The 18,201-nt window shown below is 62.3% G+C and carries 18 protein-coding genes; 14 read left to right on the top strand and 4 right to left on the bottom strand.

Annotation, left to right across the window (positions count from 1 at the left end):
• Positions 1-8 precede the first annotated feature (8 nt).
• Positions 9-371 (top strand): VOC family protein, encoded by a 363-nt coding sequence (locus EII26_RS02860; RefSeq protein ID WP_124887633.1) that lies wholly within the window; start codon positions 9-11, stop codon positions 369-371.
• 96 nt (positions 372-467) lie between these two features.
• On the opposite strand, the gene nagA is transcribed toward EII26_RS02860, so the two are convergent.
• Together nagA and murQ are read right to left on the bottom strand one after the other, a co-directional pair.
• Positions 468-1,598, bottom strand: a complete 1,131-nt coding sequence (gene nagA, locus EII26_RS02855) for an N-acetylglucosamine-6-phosphate deacetylase (protein ID WP_124887632.1) — start codon at positions 1,596-1,598, stop codon at positions 468-470.
• A gap of 33 nt (positions 1,599-1,631) precedes the next feature.
• Positions 1,632-2,519: an N-acetylmuramic acid 6-phosphate etherase gene (murQ, locus tag EII26_RS02850; RefSeq protein WP_124887631.1), complete on the bottom strand. Its 888-nt coding sequence runs from the start codon at positions 2,517-2,519 to the stop codon at positions 1,632-1,634.
• 232 nt (positions 2,520-2,751) lie between these two features.
• On the opposite strand from murQ, the gene EII26_RS02845 reads away from it, so the two are divergent.
• Complete coding sequence (locus tag EII26_RS02845) at positions 2,752-3,546, top strand: glucosamine-6-phosphate deaminase (protein ID WP_199735028.1); 795 nt, start codon at positions 2,752-2,754, stop codon at positions 3,544-3,546.
• Between the two features lie 55 nt (positions 3,547-3,601).
• Here the strand turns inward: EII26_RS02845 and EII26_RS02840 are convergent, their stop codons facing one another.
• Both EII26_RS02840 and EII26_RS02835 read right to left on the bottom strand, forming a co-directional pair.
• Entirely contained in the window at positions 3,602-5,701 is a 2,100-nt protein-coding gene (locus EII26_RS02840) for a CDC48 family AAA ATPase (protein ID WP_124887630.1), read from the bottom strand.
• A gap of 18 nt (positions 5,702-5,719) precedes the next feature.
• Entirely contained in the window at positions 5,720-6,400 is a 681-nt protein-coding gene (locus EII26_RS02835) for a polysaccharide deacetylase family protein (RefSeq protein WP_124887629.1), read from the bottom strand.
• A 158-nt stretch (positions 6,401-6,558) separates the two neighbouring features.
• Here EII26_RS02835 and EII26_RS02830 point away from each other — a divergent pair, with 158 nt between their 5' ends.
• The 12 genes from EII26_RS02830 (at position 6,559) to EII26_RS02775 (ending at position 18,083) form a co-directional block, all read left to right on the top strand.
• Positions 6,559-7,065: a deoxycytidylate deaminase gene (locus EII26_RS02830; RefSeq protein WP_124887628.1), complete on the top strand. Its 507-nt coding sequence runs from the start codon at positions 6,559-6,561 to the stop codon at positions 7,063-7,065.
• A gap of 73 nt (positions 7,066-7,138) precedes the next feature.
• On the top strand, positions 7,139-7,705 hold the full coding sequence (locus EII26_RS02825; RefSeq protein ID WP_124887627.1) for an HDIG domain-containing metalloprotein: 567 nt from the start codon (positions 7,139-7,141) through the stop codon (positions 7,703-7,705).
• Positions 7,706-7,796: 91 nt separating this feature from the next.
• Positions 7,797-8,441: a response regulator gene (locus EII26_RS02820; protein ID WP_124887626.1), complete on the top strand. Its 645-nt coding sequence runs from the start codon at positions 7,797-7,799 to the stop codon at positions 8,439-8,441.
• Positions 8,442-8,454: 13 nt separating this feature from the next.
• The gene (locus tag EII26_RS02815; protein WP_124887625.1) at positions 8,455-9,861 is read left to right on the top strand and encodes a sensor histidine kinase; all 1,407 of its coding nucleotides are present in this window, start codon (positions 8,455-8,457) and stop codon (positions 9,859-9,861) included.
• A 10-nt stretch (positions 9,862-9,871) separates the two neighbouring features.
• A complete protein-coding gene (locus EII26_RS02810; protein WP_124887624.1) occupies positions 9,872-11,455 on the top strand; it encodes an MBL fold metallo-hydrolase RNA specificity domain-containing protein in 1,584 nt (527 codons plus the stop codon).
• A 135-nt stretch (positions 11,456-11,590) separates the two neighbouring features.
• Positions 11,591-12,871, top strand: a complete 1,281-nt coding sequence (tyrS, locus tag EII26_RS02805) for a tyrosine--tRNA ligase (RefSeq protein ID WP_124887623.1) — start codon at positions 11,591-11,593, stop codon at positions 12,869-12,871.
• A gap of 67 nt (positions 12,872-12,938) precedes the next feature.
• A complete protein-coding gene (locus EII26_RS02800) occupies positions 12,939-13,763 on the top strand; it encodes a glycosyltransferase (protein WP_124887622.1) in 825 nt (274 codons plus the stop codon).
• Positions 13,760-14,623, top strand: coding sequence for a lysophospholipid acyltransferase family protein (locus EII26_RS02795; protein WP_158612118.1), 864 nt, complete (start codon positions 13,760-13,762; stop codon positions 14,621-14,623). The genes EII26_RS02800 and EII26_RS02795 overlap by 4 nt, the downstream gene beginning before the upstream one ends.
• 330 nt (positions 14,624-14,953) lie before the next feature.
• Entirely contained in the window at positions 14,954-15,880 is a 927-nt protein-coding gene (locus EII26_RS02790; RefSeq protein WP_124887620.1) for a hypothetical protein, read from the top strand.
• Positions 15,881-15,891: 11 nt separating this feature from the next.
• Positions 15,892-16,572, top strand: coding sequence for a YggS family pyridoxal phosphate-dependent enzyme (locus EII26_RS02785; RefSeq protein WP_124887619.1), 681 nt, complete (start codon positions 15,892-15,894; stop codon positions 16,570-16,572).
• 280 nt (positions 16,573-16,852) lie between these two features.
• Positions 16,853-17,293 carry a cell division protein SepF gene (gene sepF, locus EII26_RS02780; protein ID WP_124887618.1) on the top strand — a complete coding sequence of 147 codons (441 nt, stop codon included), beginning with the start codon at positions 16,853-16,855 and terminating at the stop codon, positions 17,291-17,293.
• Entirely contained in the window at positions 17,262-18,083 is an 822-nt protein-coding gene (locus tag EII26_RS02775) for a DivIVA domain-containing protein (RefSeq protein WP_124887617.1), read from the top strand. Before sepF ends, EII26_RS02775 begins: the two co-directional genes overlap by 32 nt.
• Positions 18,084-18,201: the final 118 nt, after the last annotated feature.

Below are 18,201 nucleotides of genomic sequence, written 5' to 3'. Positions count from 1 at the left end.
GTGCCGCAATGAAAGCGCATTTTTGCCACTTCAACTTCAACGTCCTGGACCTCGAGAGGAGCATGGCCTTTTACGAGGAGGCCTTGGGGCTCAAAGAGGTACGGCGTATCACGGACGAGGCGTTCATCATCGTCTATCTCGGGGACGGCAAGGAGGGGTTCACCCTGGAGCTCACCTGGCTGAAGGAGCGCACGCAGCCCTACGACCTGGGGGATCAGGAGTTTCACCTGGCCTTCAGGGCTGACGATTTCGAGGGTATGCGGGACTTTCACCGGGAGAGGGGCTGGATCTGCTACGAGAACGAGAAGATGGGGATCTACTTTATCCAGGATCCCGACGGCTATTGGCTGGAGGTTCTGCCGGCGAAGTAGCCCCATCTTGGGCGAAGGGGCGGATTGGAGCCGAAGTCAAAACGAGAGGGCTGTCCCGGACCGGGGGCCCTCTCGTTTTGGCTTCGGCGAATCGGCCTAGACGACCCGTCTCCCGCCGACGAAGGTCATGGCCACGTTCAGATCCTCGTCCAGACAGACGATATCGGCATCGGACCCCGGATCCAGGCTGCCCTTGCGCGTCAGCCCAAGGAGGCGGGCCGGGTTTCGCGCCGCCATGCCGATGACCTCCGGGAGGGGACGTCCCGTGGCGAGCCGGAAGTTTTGCACCGCTCGGTTCAGGGCCAGGGAACTGCCGGCGATCGTCCCGTCCGGCTGAACGGGCAGGCCGTCCTCGACCCGAACCCGACCGCCCGCAAAGTCGTATTCCCCGTCGGGCAGTCCGGCGGATCGGATGGCGTCCGTAATCAGGATCAGCCGATCCGTTCCGATGAGACGGCAGAGGGGCTCGAAGAGCTCGGAACGGATATGGTGGCCGTCGGCGATGAGCTCGCACATCACCTCCGTCACCGCAGCCGCCCCGATCATCCCCGGGCGCCGATGATGGAGTCCCATCTGGGCGTTGAACAGGTGCGTGATCGACCTGGCGCCGGCCTCTATGGCCGAACGCGCCGCGTCAAAATCGGCTGTGGTATGTCCCAGCGAGGGGACGATGCCGAGCTCGAGCAGGTGCCTCAAGAACGCATGATCGGGATCGAGCATCGGCGAGTAGGTGAGGATGCGTATGGCGTCCGCACGCTCGGCCACCCACTCGGCATCCGGTTTCGCGAGAATCCATTCCGGCGGATGCGCCCCCTTCATCTCCGGCTCGATCCATGGGCCCTCGAGGTGGATGCCGATCAGGGCCGCGCCCGGAAGGGACCGTCGCATTCCCCGGCGTACGGCCTCGACCGCGGCCTCGAGTTCGGGCATCGGCGCGGTCACGGAAGCGGGGGCGAAGGCGGTGGTCCCGTTCCGCGCCATGGCGAGGCTCAGATTGTCCACGGCCTCGTCCGTAGCGTCCATGATGTCGATGCCCCGGGCGCCATGAACGTGGATGTCCACGAGTCCCGGACAGACGTATTCCCCGTTCAGGTGTATGCGCTCGGCGTCGATCCCGTCGGCCGCATCCTCCGGGATACAGGAGAGCACCCGATCCGAGAAGAGGAGCGCATGACCTTCCCTCAGCGTTTTACCCTCGATCACCCTGCCGCCGGTGAGCAGTTTCATGAAAAAGCCTCCTCTAGCAAGCCGCGATCGATGTCAGTTGCCTTCGATCGCGGTTCTCACGCGTCCATCCGCTCTTTTCAGGGTCTCGCGCGCCTCCTCGTCGGAACAGTGCAGCAACAGGGAGACGATGGCCGGCTTGCAGTCACCTCCGGAGTCCGCAAGAGCTCGGCGTGCCTCCTGCCGCCCGACTTCGGCAGCAGCCATCACGATGTTCTCGGCCCGGAGCCTCAGCTTCTCGTTTGTGGCCCGCACGTCCACCATCAGGTTTTTGTAGACCTTACCCCACAGAACCATGGAGGCGGTCGAGATCATGTTGAGGACCATCTTCTGGACACTTCCGGCTTTGAGTCGCGTGGAGCCGGTCAGGACTTCGGGGCCGGGGGAGATTTCGATGGGGACGTCGGCGACCCGAGACAGGGGAGCCCCCTCGTTGCAGGAGAGGGAGACCGTTGCAGCACCGACGCTGCGGGCGTACTTCAGAGCTCCGATGACGTAGGGCGTCCGGCCGCTGGCCGCGATCCCCACGACGGTATCCTCCTTCGAGAGCAAGATCGATTTCAGGTCGGCCACGCCCAAGGCCGGGTCGTCCTCGGCGCCCTCGACCGCGCGCATCATGGCCTCCGAGCCTCCGGCGATCAGCCCCAGTACCCGGTCGGGAGGGACTCCGAACGTCGGTACGCACTCCACGGCGTCCAGCACCCCAAGGCGACCGCTGGTGCCGGCCCCCAGATAGATCAGCCGCCCCCCTCGTCTCAGGGACGCGAAGGCCCGCCGAACCGCGGCCTCGATCCTGGGCAGGGCCTTGCGTATCGCCTCGGGGACCCGCGCGTCCTCATCGTTCATGACGGCCAGGATGTCTCCCAAAGACATGGCGTCGAGTTCGGCGGTGCGTTCGTTGCTCGTTTCGGTGGTGAGGGGCATTGAAAAGCATCATCCTTCGTGTGCGAGAATTTTCGTGCCGCGGAAAATGGCCTTGGCGGCTCCGGGGTGCGTAGACATAAGTATAACGCCTGCGGAATCGAACCGGCGATCAAGAGGCCCTGCGGCGTGTTTTGAGAGTTGCGGCGGACGCGCCGTCCCGGGATGGGTATATACTGGTGCCAATCGTGAGGCGGAGGGTTTTGCGTCCGCTTGATCATGGAGGTGTTTAACGTTGAGGAAAAAACTGAGCGTGATTCTCACCGGGGATCACGAGGAGAGCTGCTCCATCGTCGCCGGACTCGTCGCGGAGGTCGTGGTGCGGGGGGATGTTTGTCTCGGGCTTGCCACCGGCGGTTCAATGGAGGGCGTCTATGCGGAACTCCGGAGGCGTCACGACGCCGAGGGGCTGTCCTTCCGTTCCGTCGCCACGGTGAACCTGGACGAATACGTCGGGCTCGAGCCCTCCCATGTCCAAAGTTACCGCCACTACATGGACCACAAGCTCTTCGATCACGTGGACATCGACAAGGCCAGAACCTGTGTGCCGAGAGGAACCCTGCCTCGGGACAAGATGCTCGAGGAGTTCCAGGGATTTCTGGACTCCAGGCCCCGGGACCTTCAATTGCTGGGGCTCGGGAGCAATGGGCACATCGGGTTCAATGAGCCTGCTCCCTTCTTCGCTCCCTGGGCCCACGTCGTGACCCTGGAAGAGGGCACCCGCAGGGACAACCAGCGCTTTTTCTCCTCTCTGGATGAGGTTCCCTCCCAGGCCGTGACGATGGGAATCGGAGATATTCTGAACGCCGCCAGAATCGTGCTGCTCGTCCATGGGCCCTCCAAGGCGGAGCCCCTGAGGGCCCTGCTCCAGGACGACCGGGTTTGCCCTGAGGTCCCCTGTACGGCGCTCAAGCTCCATCCCGACGTCGTTGTCGTGGTCGACCGCGGCCTGGCGCGTCTGGCGGGGGTCGAAAAGGAATGCGCCGGGCTTGCCGGGGAGGAGATCGACGACGGGCAAAAAAGGCGATGAAGGCGTCCTGATGGATCTGGGAGGTGCGGGGGGACCCTTCAGGACGCCGCACCTCTCAGCGCTCGCGCTTGCCCAGCTCTCGGAGCGCCGTATCGAAATGGGGCCGCTCCAGGCGAAGCTCGCCGTGCCCCTCCAGCATGAGGGTCTTGATGGCCTCGGTCGTCGCCTTGCGGCAGACGAAGGCGATATCCGCACCGCTCGTCCCCTCGGTAAGGGCCGCCAGAGCTTTGATGTCGATATCCGGGGCCAGCGGCTTTTGCCGCAGCTCGATGCGGAAGATCTCCTCTCGGGCTGCGGCGTCGGGGAGGGGCAGCTCCAGGACCAGATCGAAGCGCCCGGAGACCAGCAGGGCGGGGTCCACCAGATCCAGCCGATTCGTCGTCGCCAGGACGACGACGCCTTGAAGGTCCTCGATGCCGCTCATCTCGGACATAAATTGCCCGATGACCCGTTCCGTGAAGGCCGAGCCTCCGGCCTCTCGGCCGCGGATGGGGACGAGGGACTCGATTTCATCGAAGTAGAGAATGGATGGCGCGGCCTGACGGGCCGTCCTGAAGACCTCCCGGATCGCCCGCTCCGACTCGCCCACGTAGCGAGACATGAGGGAGGGACCCTTGACCGAGATGAAATTGACCCCGCTCTCCTTCGCCAGGGCCTTGGCCAGAAGCGTCTTTCCCGTTCCGGAGGGGCCGTGCAGCATGATGCCCCGCGTGGGCTGGACCGCGTAGCGCTCGAAGAGCTCGGCATGCTGAAGGGGCCAGCTCACGGCGTTGATGAGCTCCTCCTTGATCTCCTCGAGCCCGCCGACGTCCTCCCAGGAGACGTCGGGAATCTCCACGAACACCTCCCGGATGGCCGACGGATCGATCTCCATCAGGGCGGCCATGAAGTGTCCCATCCGCACCTCGAGGGAGGCGACCTTCTCGTAGGGGATCTCCTGCGTCTGAAGATTGACGTAGGGAAGAATATCCCGGACGCAGGCCATAGCCGCCTCCTTCGCCAGGGCCTCGAGGTCCGCTCCGACGAATCCGTGGGAGAGGTCCGCAACCCTTTTGAGATCGACGTCCCCCGAAAGCGGCATGCCGCGCGTATGGATCTGCAGAATTTCGAGACGCCCCTTGCGGTCGGGGATCGGTACGGCGATCTCGCGGTCGAAGCGCCCCGGACGGCGCAGCGCCGGGTCCAGGGAGTTGGGTATGTTCGTCGCTCCGATGACGATGATCTGCCCGCGCGACTCGAGTCCGTCCATCAATGCCAGCAGCTGGGCCACGACCCGTCGCTCCACCTGCTTCTCGCCCCCCATGTCCTCTCGCTTCGGAGCGATGGCGTCGATCTCGTCGATGAAGATGATGGAGGGGGAACGGCTTTGGGCCTCCTCGAAGATGTTGCGCAGGCGTTCCTCGCTCTCCCCGTAAAACTTTCCGATGATCTCGGGCCCGGAGATGTGCGTGAACCAGGCATCGGTCTCGTTGGCCACGGCTCGGGCGATGACCGTCTTGCCCGTACCCGGCGGCCCGTAGAGCAGCACTCCCTTGGGAGGCTGGATGCCAAGCCGTTCGAATACCTGAGGGAAACGCAGCGGCAGTTCGATCATCTCGCGCACCCTGCGGATCTGAGAGCCCAGACCGCCGATGTCCTCATAGGATATCCTGCGGGGCCGAGCGACGTTTGCGGGTTTGAGGAGGTTCAGATATGTCGACTTGCTCACCACGACCGCGCCGCCCGGCGTCGTTTCGGCGACCATGAAGTCGCAAATGCGGGTTCCGAAGAGATTCAGCCGGACGCGATCGCCGGCCGTGAGGGGCTGTCCCTCCAACAGCGAGAGAATGTAGGCCGAGTCGCGCTCCCTGTCGGTCAGGGGACCGGCGACAAGGGGCTGCAAGGAGACGCTTCCGGCAAAATGGTGTGCCGCAAGCCGCACCTCGGCGGTGTCGTCCAGGGAGACGAGGGCGTTCTCCCGCATCAGGCCATCGATCTGCAGGGAGCCCTCCGCGCAGTCCTCCTCGCACGCCCGTACCCGGGCGGCCGTCGTCTTCTTCCCGACGATCTCGATGATCTGGCCCTCGGAGAGGCCCAGCGCCTCCATATCGGAGGGATTCATGCGGGCGATGCCCTTCAGGGCGTCGCCCGGACGCGCCTCCTTCACCGTAAACACTTTTCGATGTGCTCCTTCCTAAATGGCTCCGCAGTTCCAGAGGTCCTGGACGCTCACGAAACGGTAGCCGCGTCGTTCCAGCTCATGCACGATCCCCGGAAGCGCCGACACCGTCTGAGGAACTCCAGAGTGCATCAAAACGATGGCGCCGGGGGCGGCCTTGCGCAAAATGAGGGCCGTGATATCCTCAGCCGACTTGCCCGTGTAATCGGCACTGTTGATGTTCCAGAGGCCGAGGCGCATATCCATGCGCCTCATGGCGTTCAGCACCTTCAGGTTCCAGGAGCCGCCGGGCGGCCGCATGAAGCGGGGCCTGCGTATCCCAAGGGCCTCGATCACCTCGTTGCAGCGCTCCGTCTCCCTCACGATCTTCTCCACCCAGAGGGTGTAGAGCTTCGGATGCGTGAAACTGTGGTTTTCGATCGCGTGTCCCCCCGCGTGCAGGGCCGCGGTGACGGAGGCGTAGCGATCGGCGAACTTTCCCACCAGGAAAAACGTCCCCTGGACGCCGAACGGCGACAGGGCGGCCATCAGCTCCTGCATCCCGTGTTCTCGGGGCCCGTCGTCGAAGGTCAGGGCGATCTCCGGGACGAAGGGGTCGCCGGAGGCGATGCCCCATCGGGCCCTTTCGGCGTTCAGGGGGCCCCACTCGATACAGAGAAACAGGGCCATGCAGGCCAGCAAAACGGGGCGTAGCATGCGGTACAAACGATTGTCATTCCTTTCCCGGCGGGCCGGACCCCGCAGATTTTACCCGGAAACTCCCCTACGCGGGGACGAATCAAGATACTATAATACACCTTGTCATGCCGGCGAAATTCCCGGCGGGGTAAAAACTGTGGATGGGAGCTGATGGCATGTCCGCCGCAAGACCGGATTGGGATACCTACTTCATCGCCATCGCCCTGATGGCGTCGATGAGGAGCACCTGTCTGCGCCGCAGGGTCGGTGCGGTTGTGGTTCGCGGCCGGCAGATCGTGAGCACGGGATACAATGGGGCTCCGATGGGGGCGGGGCACTGTCTGGACACCGGTTGCCTGAGACAGGCTTTGAACATTCCCTCGGGTGAGCGGCACGAGATGTGCCGGGGATCCCACGCCGAGGCGAACGCGATCGCTCAGGCCGCCCGTATGGGCATCGCCACGGATGGGGGCACGATCTATTGTACGCACGAGCCGTGCTCCCTCTGCACGAAGATCATCCTCAACTCCGGCATCGTCCGGGTGCGGTACCTCCACCCCTATCCCGACCCGCTGGCACAGACCCTGAGGGAGGAGGCCGGAGTGACCTTCGAGCCCATCCCCGGGGAGAGGGTGGAGGAGGCCAGACGATGGATGGAAGCTGCTCTGACCGCCCCGGCGTAGGAGGGACGTTTCCCATGGAGCGGCTTGGACTTTCAGGATCGGGAGGATTTCATTTTTTTCGAGGGGGAAGACCATGAGACCGGATCGAGAGACCGCACTTCGGCTTCTGAGGGAGCACAATAAGGACGAGTCCCACATCCGCCACGCCCTGGCGGTCGAGGGAACCATGCGCCATTTCGCCCGCAGGGCCGGCGCTGACGAGGAGCTTTGGGGCGTCGTGGGGCTCCTGCACGACATCGATTGGGAGAGGACAGCGGACACCCCGGAACGGCACTGTCATCTGGCTCCGGAGCTGCTTCGGGAGGCAGGCGTCGACGAGGACATCATTCGTGCCGTCCAGTCGCACGGCTACGGGATCTGTACCGACGTCGAGCCCTCCAACGACCTGGAGCGAACCCTTTTCACCATCGACGAGCTGACGGGGCTGATCATCACGGCCGGCCTGGTTCGTCCCTCCCGCTCGCTATCGGACCTGGAGCTCAAATCCGTCAAGAAAAAGTGGAAGGACAAGGCGTTTGCCCGCGGGGTCAATCGCGAGGTCATCAGTGCCGGCGCCGAGCGGATGGGCATGCCTCTCGACACGGTCATCGAGGAGACCATCCTGGCGCTTCGCCCCATCGAAAAGGATGTAGGACTGTGACCGGATGCGTCCTTCAGTAGCTTTGCCCTTGTCCGAGGAACCGGATACGGGTAGTCTGAGCAAAACCTCAAGAACGAAGGGAACGATATCGATGGCAGTCAGAATCGTTTTGGCGGACGACCACCCTCTGACGAGGGCGGGCATCGCGGAGTTTCTGCGGCGGGAAAATTCTCTCGATCTGGTCGGGGAGGCGGAGGATGGAGTCAAGGCCTGGGAGATGATCCAGGACCTGAAGCCCGACGTGGCGTTGCTGGACATTCGGATGCCGGGAATGGACGGCGTCTCGGTGGCTCAGAAAGTGAAGTCCGAGGGGCTTCCCACGGCCACGATCATGCTGACGTCCTACGACGCGCAGCAGTACGTCATGGCCTCGCTGCGCGCCGGGGCACGCGGGTTCGTTCTCAAGACGGTCAGCCCGAAGGAGCTCACTGCGGCGATCGCTACGGTGTCCAAGGGTGGGCTCTACCTGGACCCCGAGGTCGCATCGGTCATGGGAGAGAGGGATTTCGACCCGGAGCAGCTCTCCGCCCGGGAACGGGAGGTCCTGCTTCTGGCGGCGAAGGGGCTCTCCAGCAAGGAGGTGGCGAGCCGCCTCTTCATCAGCGAGCGCACCGTACAGACCCACCTGGCCTCCATCTACGACAAGCTGGGCTCCAAAAACAAGACGGAGGCCCTTCTGCTGGCTCTGAAGTATGGGGTCGTGACCCTCGAGGAACTTCTGGAGGACGAGAAGTAAGGGCGCCTCCATCATGCTGAGGCGGGTCCGCAGAACCGTTTTAAATTCTCTCAGGCCGAAGAATCACTTTTTGGCCTTTTTGTTGTCCGCCCTGATCCTGCCCTCCGTGGCCGTCGTCCTCCTGGCCGCCTTCGCCCTGGTCAGTCAGGAAAAGGCGATGGAGGCGGCGGTTCGGTCCTACGTTCAGGATCTGGCCGAGAGCATGGCCTACCGCCTGAGCTCCGATGCCAAGCTCTGGGAACTTCCCCCCGAGTTCTTCGGGGACGCCACACGCTACCGCATATTCTCCTGGGGACCGTCCATTCCCGGCTGGGTTGCCCACATCGGGGCGGACGGCAAAATCATCATGGCCTCGCCCGGTGCGATGAACATTGCCGCGATATGGCACGACAACCTTCCTATCGGCACGGCGACCCGGGTGGAGGACAAGCAGGGCGCCCAATACACTTTGGCTATCTATCCGGTCAGCCGGGGACAGGGCTACGTCGTTGCGGCGGTCTCCTGGGACCAGCTTCTGGGGGGGCTGGTCAAGGCGGGACGCCTCTGGCCCGTGCTCATCGTGCTGATGACCCTAGGCAGCTTCTGGGCCATCCGTCTGCTCTGGAGCCGGCTGGTCGCGCCCCTTCAGGCTCTGGTCGCCGAGATCGACGATCTCAGGGTCGGAAAGGACATCCCGAACCGTCTCGGTCCGGGGGCGGTCAAGGAGATCGAGAGCGTTCACAGCGCTCTGATGCGCTTTGCCCGCGCGGCCGTGGAGCGGGACAAACTGCGCAACCGCTACGTGCGCGACATCGTTCGGGTTCAGGAGAAGGAACGCATGGACATGGCCCGAGAGATTCACGACGGGCCGTTGCAGGATATCACGGCCCTGCTTCAACAGATTCACATGTCCCTGGAGGAGGAGGCCCCCCAGGAGCGCATCAAGAAGACCGAATTCCTGGCCAAGACCGTCGTTCGGGAGCTGCGCGGCCTCTGCGACGAGCTGGCTCCGCCGTGGATGGATCTGGGGCTCTCTCAGGCTCTGACCGAATTGGCCGAAAGGCTGTCGCAGAACTACGACATTCGGGTGACGACGGATATCGACGACGGATTGGACCTCGGCCCCGAACAGACCCTGGCCTTCGTCCGAATCTTCCAGGAGGCGGTCTCCAACGCCGTTCGGCATGGCAACGCCTCGGAGGTCCGGGCTCAGGTCTACGAACAGGATGGAAAAATTTTCTTCGACATCCGGGACAACGGAGGGGGCTTCGAGGCCCGGATCAACCATGAAGCCTTGCGGGTGGAGGGACACCGGGGCCTGGCCAACATGACGGAACGGATGTCCCTCATGGGAGGAACACTCGAGGTCCGATCCGAGATCGGCAAGGGCACGCGGGTTCTGGGCATCCTGCCGAGAGCGGCCGTCGTGTCCTCGGCATAGGAGGGATAGGGTGAAGATACGTTTTGTCGGAGCCGCAGGCGAGGTCACGGGCTCCTGCTATTGCGTTGATTGCGACGGCTATCGTTTTCTCGTGGACTGCGGCATCCATCAGGGGGCGAACGAGGACGAGAGGAACCGGGAGCCCCTTCCGTTCGGTCCGGGAGAGCTGGACGCGGTCTTTCTGACCCATGCCCACATGGACCACTCCGGGCGCATCCCCTACCTTGTCCGGCAGGGCTTCGAGGGGCCCATCTGGACGACTCCCGCCACAGCCCGCCTGGTCGAGATCCTCTGGCACGATTCCGTCCATCTGATGAAGGAGGAGGCGGAATGGCGGAGCCGCAAGGCGCTCCGCAAGGGCCTGCCGCCGATCGAGCCTCTCTACGACGAGAGCGACGTCGATGGGGCTCTGAAACTTCTGCGACCGGTGGAGTGGGAGGCGAGGACTTCCGCCTCGGATGGCGTGGTCTTTTCCCTGCACGATGCCGGACACATACTGGGGAGTTCCTCCGTCGCCTTCGAGCTTCGGGAGGGGGGCGGAACGACGCGTATCGTGTTCAGCGGGGACCTCGGCCAGCAGTTTCCGGCAGTGGACCGGGCGCCTTCGGTGATCCGTGAGGCCGACTACGTCCTGATCGAATCGACCTACGGCGATCGGCTGCACAAGGACGACCAGGCGACCCGGGAGGAGTTCAGGGCCGTGATCCTGACGGCCCTGAAGGACAGGGGCAAGGTGCTGATCCCCAGTTTTGTCGTGGATCGGGCCCAGCGCCTCCTCTTCGAACTCTCGCTGATGCAGATCGAGGGGATCCTTCCCGAGGTCCCCATTTTTTTCGATTCCCCCATGGGCGTCCGGGCGACGGAACTCTACCGTGCTTATGGCGACACCCTGTCCGAGGAGGTTCGGCGCCACGCCGCGTCGGGAGTAGATCTCTTCTCCCCCAGGGGGTTTCGAAACGTCTTGACCTCCGAGGATTCACAGCAACTCAACGATGTCCCGTTCGGCATCGTCATCGCGGGAAGCGGCATGTGCACGGGCGGACGCATCGTGCACCACCTGAAGCACGGGGCCTGGAATCCCAAGAATCATATCGTTTTCGTGGGCTATCAGGCATACGGAACGCTGGGAAGACGCATCGTCGACGGAGAGACCGAGCTGCGGATTGCGGGGGAGGACGTGGTCCTCAAGGCTCAGGTCCATACGATCGGTGGTTTTTCCGCGCACGGGGACCGGGACGACCTGCTTGCCTGGGCCGGCAATTTCACGACAAATCCCCTGTTTTTCGTCACGCACGGCGAGCCGGAGGCCTCTCAGGCCCTCTCGGTATCGCTGCAGGAGAACGGCATGCGGGGAATCGTTCCCAGCGCCGGTCAGGAATTCCTGATCGATCCGGATGTCCCGGTGAAACGCGTATCCGCCGAGGCTGCGGCACCTCGCAGCAGGGCGCGTGCGGCCCTGAAGGACATTGAGCTTCTTCTGAAGCGGCTGCGCGGGGACGAGAAGGTCCTGTCCGATGCCGAGGAAGTGATGCACCTCCTCTTTTCCGCACGGACGCTCCTGGAGGCGGCCGCCCGGAAAAAGCCGGGGCTCTGAGCCGTGGCCTCCATCCCCGTCCGGCACGGCCTCGGGGGACAAAAAAAGAAATTCTCGCTATAATGGGTCGGTCGAGAGGCCTGAAATACAGGCAACTGCGCTCCAGATAGTAAAGAAAACGGGAGGAAGTCGAGGATGTCGGAGAAGGCTTTTGATGTTTTGCGGGCCCGCGGTTACGTGGAGTGGTGCAGTGCGGAGGACAGACTGCGCGAGGTTATGGACGAGGGGATGGTCACGGCCTACGTCGGCTTCGATCCCACGGCGGACAGCCTGCACGTCGGACACCTGATCCCTTTGATGGCCCTCGCATGGCTCCAGCGCGCGGGACATCGCCCCATCGCCCTGGCGGGCGGCGGCACGGGCCTGATCGGCGATCCCTCCGGCAAGAGCAAGGAGCGCAACCTCATCACGGTGGAAGAGGTGCGGCACAACGTGGAGAGCGTCCGAGCCCAACTGGCGCATTTTCTCGACTTCGACTGCGGGAAGAACTCCGCCCTGCTGCTCAATAACTACGACTGGCTGTCGTCCTTCTCCTTCCTCGATGTTCTGCGCGACGTCGGCAAATATTTTTCCGTAAATAACCTGATTGCCCGGGAGTACGTGCGAAGCCGGCTCGAGGACCCGGAGAAGGGCATCTCCTACACCGAGTTTTCCTATGTGCTGCTGCAATCCATCGATTTCAGGCATCTTTACGAGTCTTACGGGTGCCGACTGCAGATGGGCGGAAACGACCAGCAGGGAAATCTGCTTGCGGGATCCGATTATGTCAGGAAATCCCTGGGTGGGGAGGTCTTCGGCCTGACGCAGCCCTTGTTGCTGACCACATCGGGAACGAAGTTCGGCAAGACCGAGGCCGGTGCGGTGTGGCTGGACCCCAGGCGCACCACGCCGTACCGTTTCTACCAGTTCTGGGTCAACACGGACGATCGGGATGTCGAGCGCCTCCTCAAGCTCTTCACCTTCCTGCCCCTCGAGGAGATCCGTTCCGTCATCGAGGAGCACTCCGCCCGTCCGGAGGAGCGAAAGGCCCAGCGCCGGCTGGCCCTCGAGACGACGCGCCTCGTCCACGGCGAGGAGGCGGCTCGTGGCGTCGTCAAGGCCAGTTCCGTGTTGTTCGATTCGGACGTTGACCTTTCGGATCTTACGGAGGAGGCCTACGCCACCCTCCGTGAGGAGGTTCCCTTCTCGTCCCTGGAGCTTTCCCTGCCCGCCGGAGCGCTGGACGTGCTGACCGCCTGCGGGGCCTGCGAGAGCCGGGGAGAGGCCAAACGAGCGATCCGTCAGGGCGGGGTGTCCCTGAACGGGGTCCGGATCGTCGACGAGGGAGCCATGATAACCCGCGAAAATTTGGGAGCCGGCCGCTATCTCTTCGTCCGGATCGGACGAAAGCGTTTCCATCTGGCGGCGTTTTCCTAGAGTACATGAGTTCTTTCCCCGAGAAAGGAGGGGGACGGAGGCGAGGATGATCCCCTGCATTTGGTATGTGTCGAAAATCGCCCACCCCTGGGAGCGCGCGATGATCGGAAACATGGCCACTGCACTGAGGGCGCGAAACGTTTCTGTTTCGCTTTTCGTGGATGGTGGGACGACCGATTTTTGCGTGGACGGCATCCTCTCCTGGAGGGCGCTGACGGGGCTGGAGCGTATGCGGCTGGTCTTCTCGGGAGGATCCCTGTGGCACCTTTGGGGGACTCCCCCCTTGTGGTGGGGATTGGTTCGGGTGCGATCCAGGACGGTGCACACCTCCTGGGCCCCCTCCCCGGCCTGGAGGGGACACCCCTCAAGGCTCTTTACGGAACAGGCCGGCGACGGCGAGTCCATCATCAAGCCGACCTTCGAATCCCGTCTTCCCCAGGCGGAGGAGCCAGCCACGGAACGCTCCGAGGCGGCTTACCTCAACTGGCGGGATGCGCCACCCAACCTGAGAAAGGCCGTCACCGACCTGGGGTGTCGCATCGTGGATCTGCGGTCGGAGCGCTTCAACACAGCCTCCGCCAAGAGCGGTTTTTTCCTCTCCGGCGGCAGCCCCTCCGACGCTCTGCTCGCCGCGGCGCTCACGATTCAGGGGCTTGCCGTCGTTGGTCGGGATTCCTCATATCTGCATTCTTTACTGGGAGGCGAGGGCAGTTTCATCGTCGAGGAGGATGAGGAGGGAGCGTGGAGGCAGGCCATGGAGCGGGCGTTATCCGATCAAGGGCGCGCCCGAGCCACATCCGCCCGGCATTTCATAAAGACGCACTACTCCGCCGCCGAGAGCGCCGACACTCTTGAGGCTCTCTACGAATCGGTCCTGGAGGGGAACGCGTGAGTCTGGCCATCCGAACGCTGAGGCTTTTTCAGGCAGCGGCCAAGCCCGGATGGCGGGGGAGGGCGGTTGCCGCTTTTCTGAACGGCCTCCTGAGGCTTTTTTCTCCACGCAAGCGGAGGATCGAAGCCAACCTAAGTCTCGTTCATCCGGAGAAGGACCGGGCGTGGCGAACGGATATGCGGCGTAGGCTCTACGGACATCTGGCCTGGACGGTGACGGAGCTTCTGGCCCTGCAGCGGGACCCCTCCCAGGCCCTGCATTGGGTCGAGTCGGTCGAGGGAGGGCATCACATGGAGGCACTCCAGGCCCCGGGAAGGGGCGCTTTGTTCGTGAGTGCTCACCTGGGGAATTGGGAGCTCCTGGCGGCCTGGTACGCGCAGTTTCGAAGGGCAGCGGAGAGGCCCTCCCCCTACGTCGTCTCACAGGAGATCCATGATCGGGAGATCTCCGATTTGGTGCGGGAATATCGGGAGCGTTCCGGAATTGGTCTGTTGCCGAAGGGAATTTCGACCTTGGAGTTCGTCCGTCTGTTGAAGGAGGGGGCTCATATCGCCCTTCTCGCGGATATCTCCTGGCTGGGAGGGGTACGGTTGCCCTTCATGGGGCATGACTGCACCAACACGACGGGGCCCGCCGTGCTTTCGTTGCTGGCCTCGGTCCCTATTGTCCCTGTGGGCATTTATCGAACGGCGCCCTTCAGGCACACCATCCGTTTTTTTCCGCCTCTGCCCGTCCCCGAGGAGCGCGACAGGCGTCGCAGGGCAGAGCTGCTGACTCTGGAGGTCAACCGCGCCCTGGAGAAGATGATCGCCCCTCGGCCGGAACTTTGGTTCTGGATGCACAATCGCTGGAAAAATTGAAATGCCCTATCGACTTTTTCTTTCCGTCGAGGAAAATCATGTATAATTCATGATACGGGAAGCCTTTCCAAGGCTGTCCCTTTTTGTCTTTTGCAGAAAAGCCTTGTCGAGGCCGGGCTCCGTTTCATTTCAAAACGAAAATTCCGCTTCGCAAAGCTTTCATCATCTCGAACGTCTTGCCGACTTGTCCGTCGTATCCGGAAGGCACGGCTTTTCCTCCCGGCGTCCTGGAGGCAACGGCCGAACGTGGAGGTGGGAAGCGAAAAATCCGAAGCGCAACGATCGCCGGCTGACTGGGCGCGGAATAAAAGGGTAAAGGGGCCGTACGTCATGGAACTGCAGGGAAGGGTCGGACTGCTGGGGCGCTTGGTTTACTACGCGGCATTCTTGTCGATTTTTGCCCTTGCCGCCAAATCCTACCTCGTCTGGCTGGAACAGTATAAACAGCTCCATCCCGAGCTGATCGAGGCCTCCGCGGTCGGCTATCTTGAAGAGCAACCGCTCGAGGGAATCCTTCTGTGGGACGAGCAGGTCATTCACGCTCCTAAGGATGGAGTTCTCACCTACCTTTCGCCTCTTCCGCGAAGGGTGGCCAAGGGGGAGACCGTGGCGGCCCTGGACGGGGTGGCCGTTAGGGTCCCGGCTCCGGGGTATTTTTTCCCTGCCCTGGACGGTCAGGAAGGCCTTTGGGTCTACTCCCGCCTCTGGCCGGAGTTCGCCCCTTTTCCGTTTTTCAGATCTGCAGTTTTGTTGGAGAACGGCACCCAGTTGCGCAAGGGGGCGCCCTTGGGCAAGTTCGTGCCTCAACCTCAGGTTCTTCGATGCATTGCCTATCTCGACCGAAGTCCGTCGCTGGAGCGCAGTCTTCAGGGCAGAGACGCCTCGATCCGGATACGTCTCGCCTCGGAGGACAAGGACAGGAATGCGGAGGTCGTGGCCGTAAAGTTTGCGGGACAGAAGATCAAGGTCTGTCTCCGCCTGCCGTTTTTTCCGCCCTCTTTTTTGCGCTCCCGTGCATTTTCCTGCCGTGTGGTTGCCGGAGATCTTCAGGGCGTGATGGTCCCGGACACGGCCGTAATCGTCCGGGACGGCAGGAGCTTGGTTTTTCTCGTACAGGGTAGCCGAGTCGTATCCCAGGATGTGGAGGGTTTTCCCGCCGATGACAGGCATTTTTTCATCACCAAGGGAGTGACACCCGGAAACAAGCTGATTCTGGATGCCGACAAGACCCCATCCGCTGTCATCAGGCTTTGGTAGGGGGGAAGCACATGACTGTTGAGAACAGAATTCTGGATGTCAAGGAGCGGATCGCTCGCTGCGCAGAGCGTGCCGGCAGGGACGCCTCCGAGGTTTGCCTCGTGGGGGTGACCAAGACAAGGACGGTAGCGGAGATGCGCGAGGCCGCGCCTTGGCTCGACGCCTTCGGAGAAAACCGGGTTCAGGAGGCGCTCTCCAAGAGAAAGGAATGGGGTGCCGATCCGGGCCCCAAGTGGCGTCTTATCGGCCATCTGCAGGGGAACAAGGCTCGTAAGGCGATAGAGTTGTTTGACAGCGTGGATTCCGTAGATTCCATTGCGATCGCCTCCACGCTCGATCGTATAGCGCTCGAGCTCGATCGCACGCTTCCCGTCCTCATCGAGGTGAATACTGCGGAGGAGGGAAGCAAGACGGGGGCGGCACCGGACGACTTCCCAAGGTTGTTGGACCACGTTCTTCGATCCTCTCGTCTCGCCTTGCAGGGGCTGATGACGATAGGCCCGTTGACGGAGGATGAGGTTCGGGTGAGAACGGCCTTTGCCTCTTTGAGGGAACTGCTTTTGAAAGCCCGGGCCTCCTCCGGCTTGGCCCTGCCGGTTCTCTCCATGGGGATGAGTGGGGATTTCGAGTGGGCCATCCTGGAGGGCAGTACGATGGTACGCGTCGGAACGGCTCTTTTTGGTGTTCGCTGACCCTTTTTTGTGACTTTTCCCATGATAAATGTTATATTTGTTGTGGGAGGCCGCCCCCATCAAGGGGCGCAATCGAACAGGGGAGACATGTAGAATTTCAGGAGATTGCCGACGCCCCCTCCGAAATCGATACGGGGCCGGCTCAAATCTCCATCCCGGTCCGGTTCTTTTCATGAACGGGACGGGCTCTCTGGGGAAGCTGCGTTGGATGCAACGCTTTTTACAGATATTCGGAGGCACGGGCATATCCTGACAGCCTGTTCTGAGGAGGAGTAGACGCGTGAGGAAGTTGATGCAGCTCTTGGGGTTCTATGGCGACGAGGATTACGAGGAATCCGAGGATTATTATGAGGAAAAGCCAAAATCGTCCCACAAGTCCTTTCAAGCCCGTCGAAGGGAAGAGGTTCGGCCTGCATTGGCCCCTTTGAGGATGGTCTTTTTCAAGGGGGTCCCCTCCGAGGAGATCAAGCTCAGGCTTCGGGATGCCCTGTTGGATGGAGTGATGATCCTTTTGGATCTTCATGAGCTCGACCCCCAGACTTTCGAGGAGGAGGGGCGTCCCTTCATCAACTTTATGGGCGGGGTGGCGTTTGCCCATAAGGGGCGGATGGAGTACATCGAACCCGCACTTTACGTCGTGACGCCACACGAGGGCATGTTCGAGGAGTGGGCTGAGGAGGAGCTGGAAAATGTCGGACCTTTTGACCGCCAAGGACGTTGAGGTAAAAGCATTCAAGAAGGCCTCTTTCGGAGGTTATGCGATTCCGGAGGTCGAGGAATTCCTGAACCAGATCGCGGACGACCTCGAAGCCTACTCCGTGCGTCTCGACGAGCGGGAACGGCGGATACAGGAGCTCGAAGACTACGTCAAGAAGCAGGAGTCCATGACCGATATGATCAAGGACGCTCTGATTCAGGCGCGCAAGAGCGCAAAAGAGATGGAGGAAGAGGCTCGGCTGCAGACGGAACAGATTTTGGATCAGGCTCGGCAGGAGGCCGAAAACCGGCTGGCCGAATCGGAGTCCAGGTTGGAAAAACTGGAGTTCGAGATCAAGGATCGCCTCGATGAGGCCAATCGCTCCGCCGAACAGATCCTGCAGGAGGCCAGGGCGGCAGCCTCGGACATCCTGAAGGAGGCCCAGCAGGTGCGACAGGACACGCAGAAGCGCTGGGAAAACCTGGAGCGGGATATTGCCGCCCGGAAAAAAGAGGCGACGGAGCAGGTCGAGGAGATGCTCGTCTCCGCTCGCATGGAGGCCCGCCGAACCATCGAGCAATCCTCCAGTGAGGTCGAGGCTTACGAGAGCAGGCTGCGGTTCCTGAACCTACAAAAGCAGCAGTTTTTGAGGGATACCGTCTCCCTTTTGATTGATTTCGGCCAGATGGTGGACAAGGCTCAGCAGGAGTTCGAGCTGGAGATGGCGGAAAAATCGGAGGGGACTCCCTCGAGTGAAGAGGGGACTCCTTCCCTTTCGCTCTCCCGTTGGTCTCGCGACAGGGAGGACAATTGATCCTTCACGCTGGCCGGGGGGAATGACGTGGGGTCCAAACCCGCTCTCCCGTTGGGAAAACCTGAAGGGATTTCCGGCTCTCCCGATACGGGTCCATCGACCTTGTGTTTGATCTTGA

It is taken from the genome of Fretibacterium sp. OH1220_COT-178, from assembly GCF_003860125.1.
Lineage (GTDB): Bacteria > Synergistota > Synergistia > Synergistales > Aminobacteriaceae > CAJPSE01.
This window is presented reverse-complemented; position numbering and strand designations above follow the sequence as displayed.

Excerpts from the sequence above, each read along its gene's own strand:
- EII26_RS02825 (WP_124887627.1), top strand. The coding sequence starts at position 7,139 with ATGAGACCGGATCGAGAGACCGCACTTCGGCTTCTGAGGGAGCACAAT.
- nagA (WP_124887632.1), bottom strand. The coding sequence starts at position 1,598 with ATGAAACTGCTCACCGGCGGCAGGGTGATCGAGGGTAAAACGCTGAGG.
- EII26_RS02785 (WP_124887619.1), top strand. The coding sequence starts at position 15,892 with ATGACTGTTGAGAACAGAATTCTGGATGTCAAGGAGCGGATCGCTCGC.
- EII26_RS02860 (WP_124887633.1), top strand. The coding sequence starts at position 9 with ATGAAAGCGCATTTTTGCCACTTCAACTTCAACGTCCTGGACCTCGAG.
- EII26_RS02775 (WP_124887617.1), top strand. The coding sequence starts at position 17,262 with ATGTCGGACCTTTTGACCGCCAAGGACGTTGAGGTAAAAGCATTCAAG.
- EII26_RS02815 (WP_124887625.1), top strand. The coding sequence starts at position 8,455 with ATGCTGAGGCGGGTCCGCAGAACCGTTTTAAATTCTCTCAGGCCGAAG.
- EII26_RS02790 (WP_124887620.1), top strand. The coding sequence starts at position 14,954 with ATGGAACTGCAGGGAAGGGTCGGACTGCTGGGGCGCTTGGTTTACTAC.
- tyrS (WP_124887623.1), top strand. The coding sequence starts at position 11,591 with ATGTCGGAGAAGGCTTTTGATGTTTTGCGGGCCCGCGGTTACGTGGAG.
- murQ (WP_124887631.1), bottom strand. The coding sequence starts at position 2,519 with ATGCCCCTCACCACCGAAACGAGCAACGAACGCACCGCCGAACTCGAC.
- EII26_RS02820 (WP_124887626.1), top strand. The coding sequence starts at position 7,797 with ATGGCAGTCAGAATCGTTTTGGCGGACGACCACCCTCTGACGAGGGCG.
- EII26_RS02830 (WP_124887628.1), top strand. The coding sequence starts at position 6,559 with ATGTCCGCCGCAAGACCGGATTGGGATACCTACTTCATCGCCATCGCC.
- EII26_RS02835 (WP_124887629.1), bottom strand. The coding sequence starts at position 6,400 with ATGCTACGCCCCGTTTTGCTGGCCTGCATGGCCCTGTTTCTCTGTATC.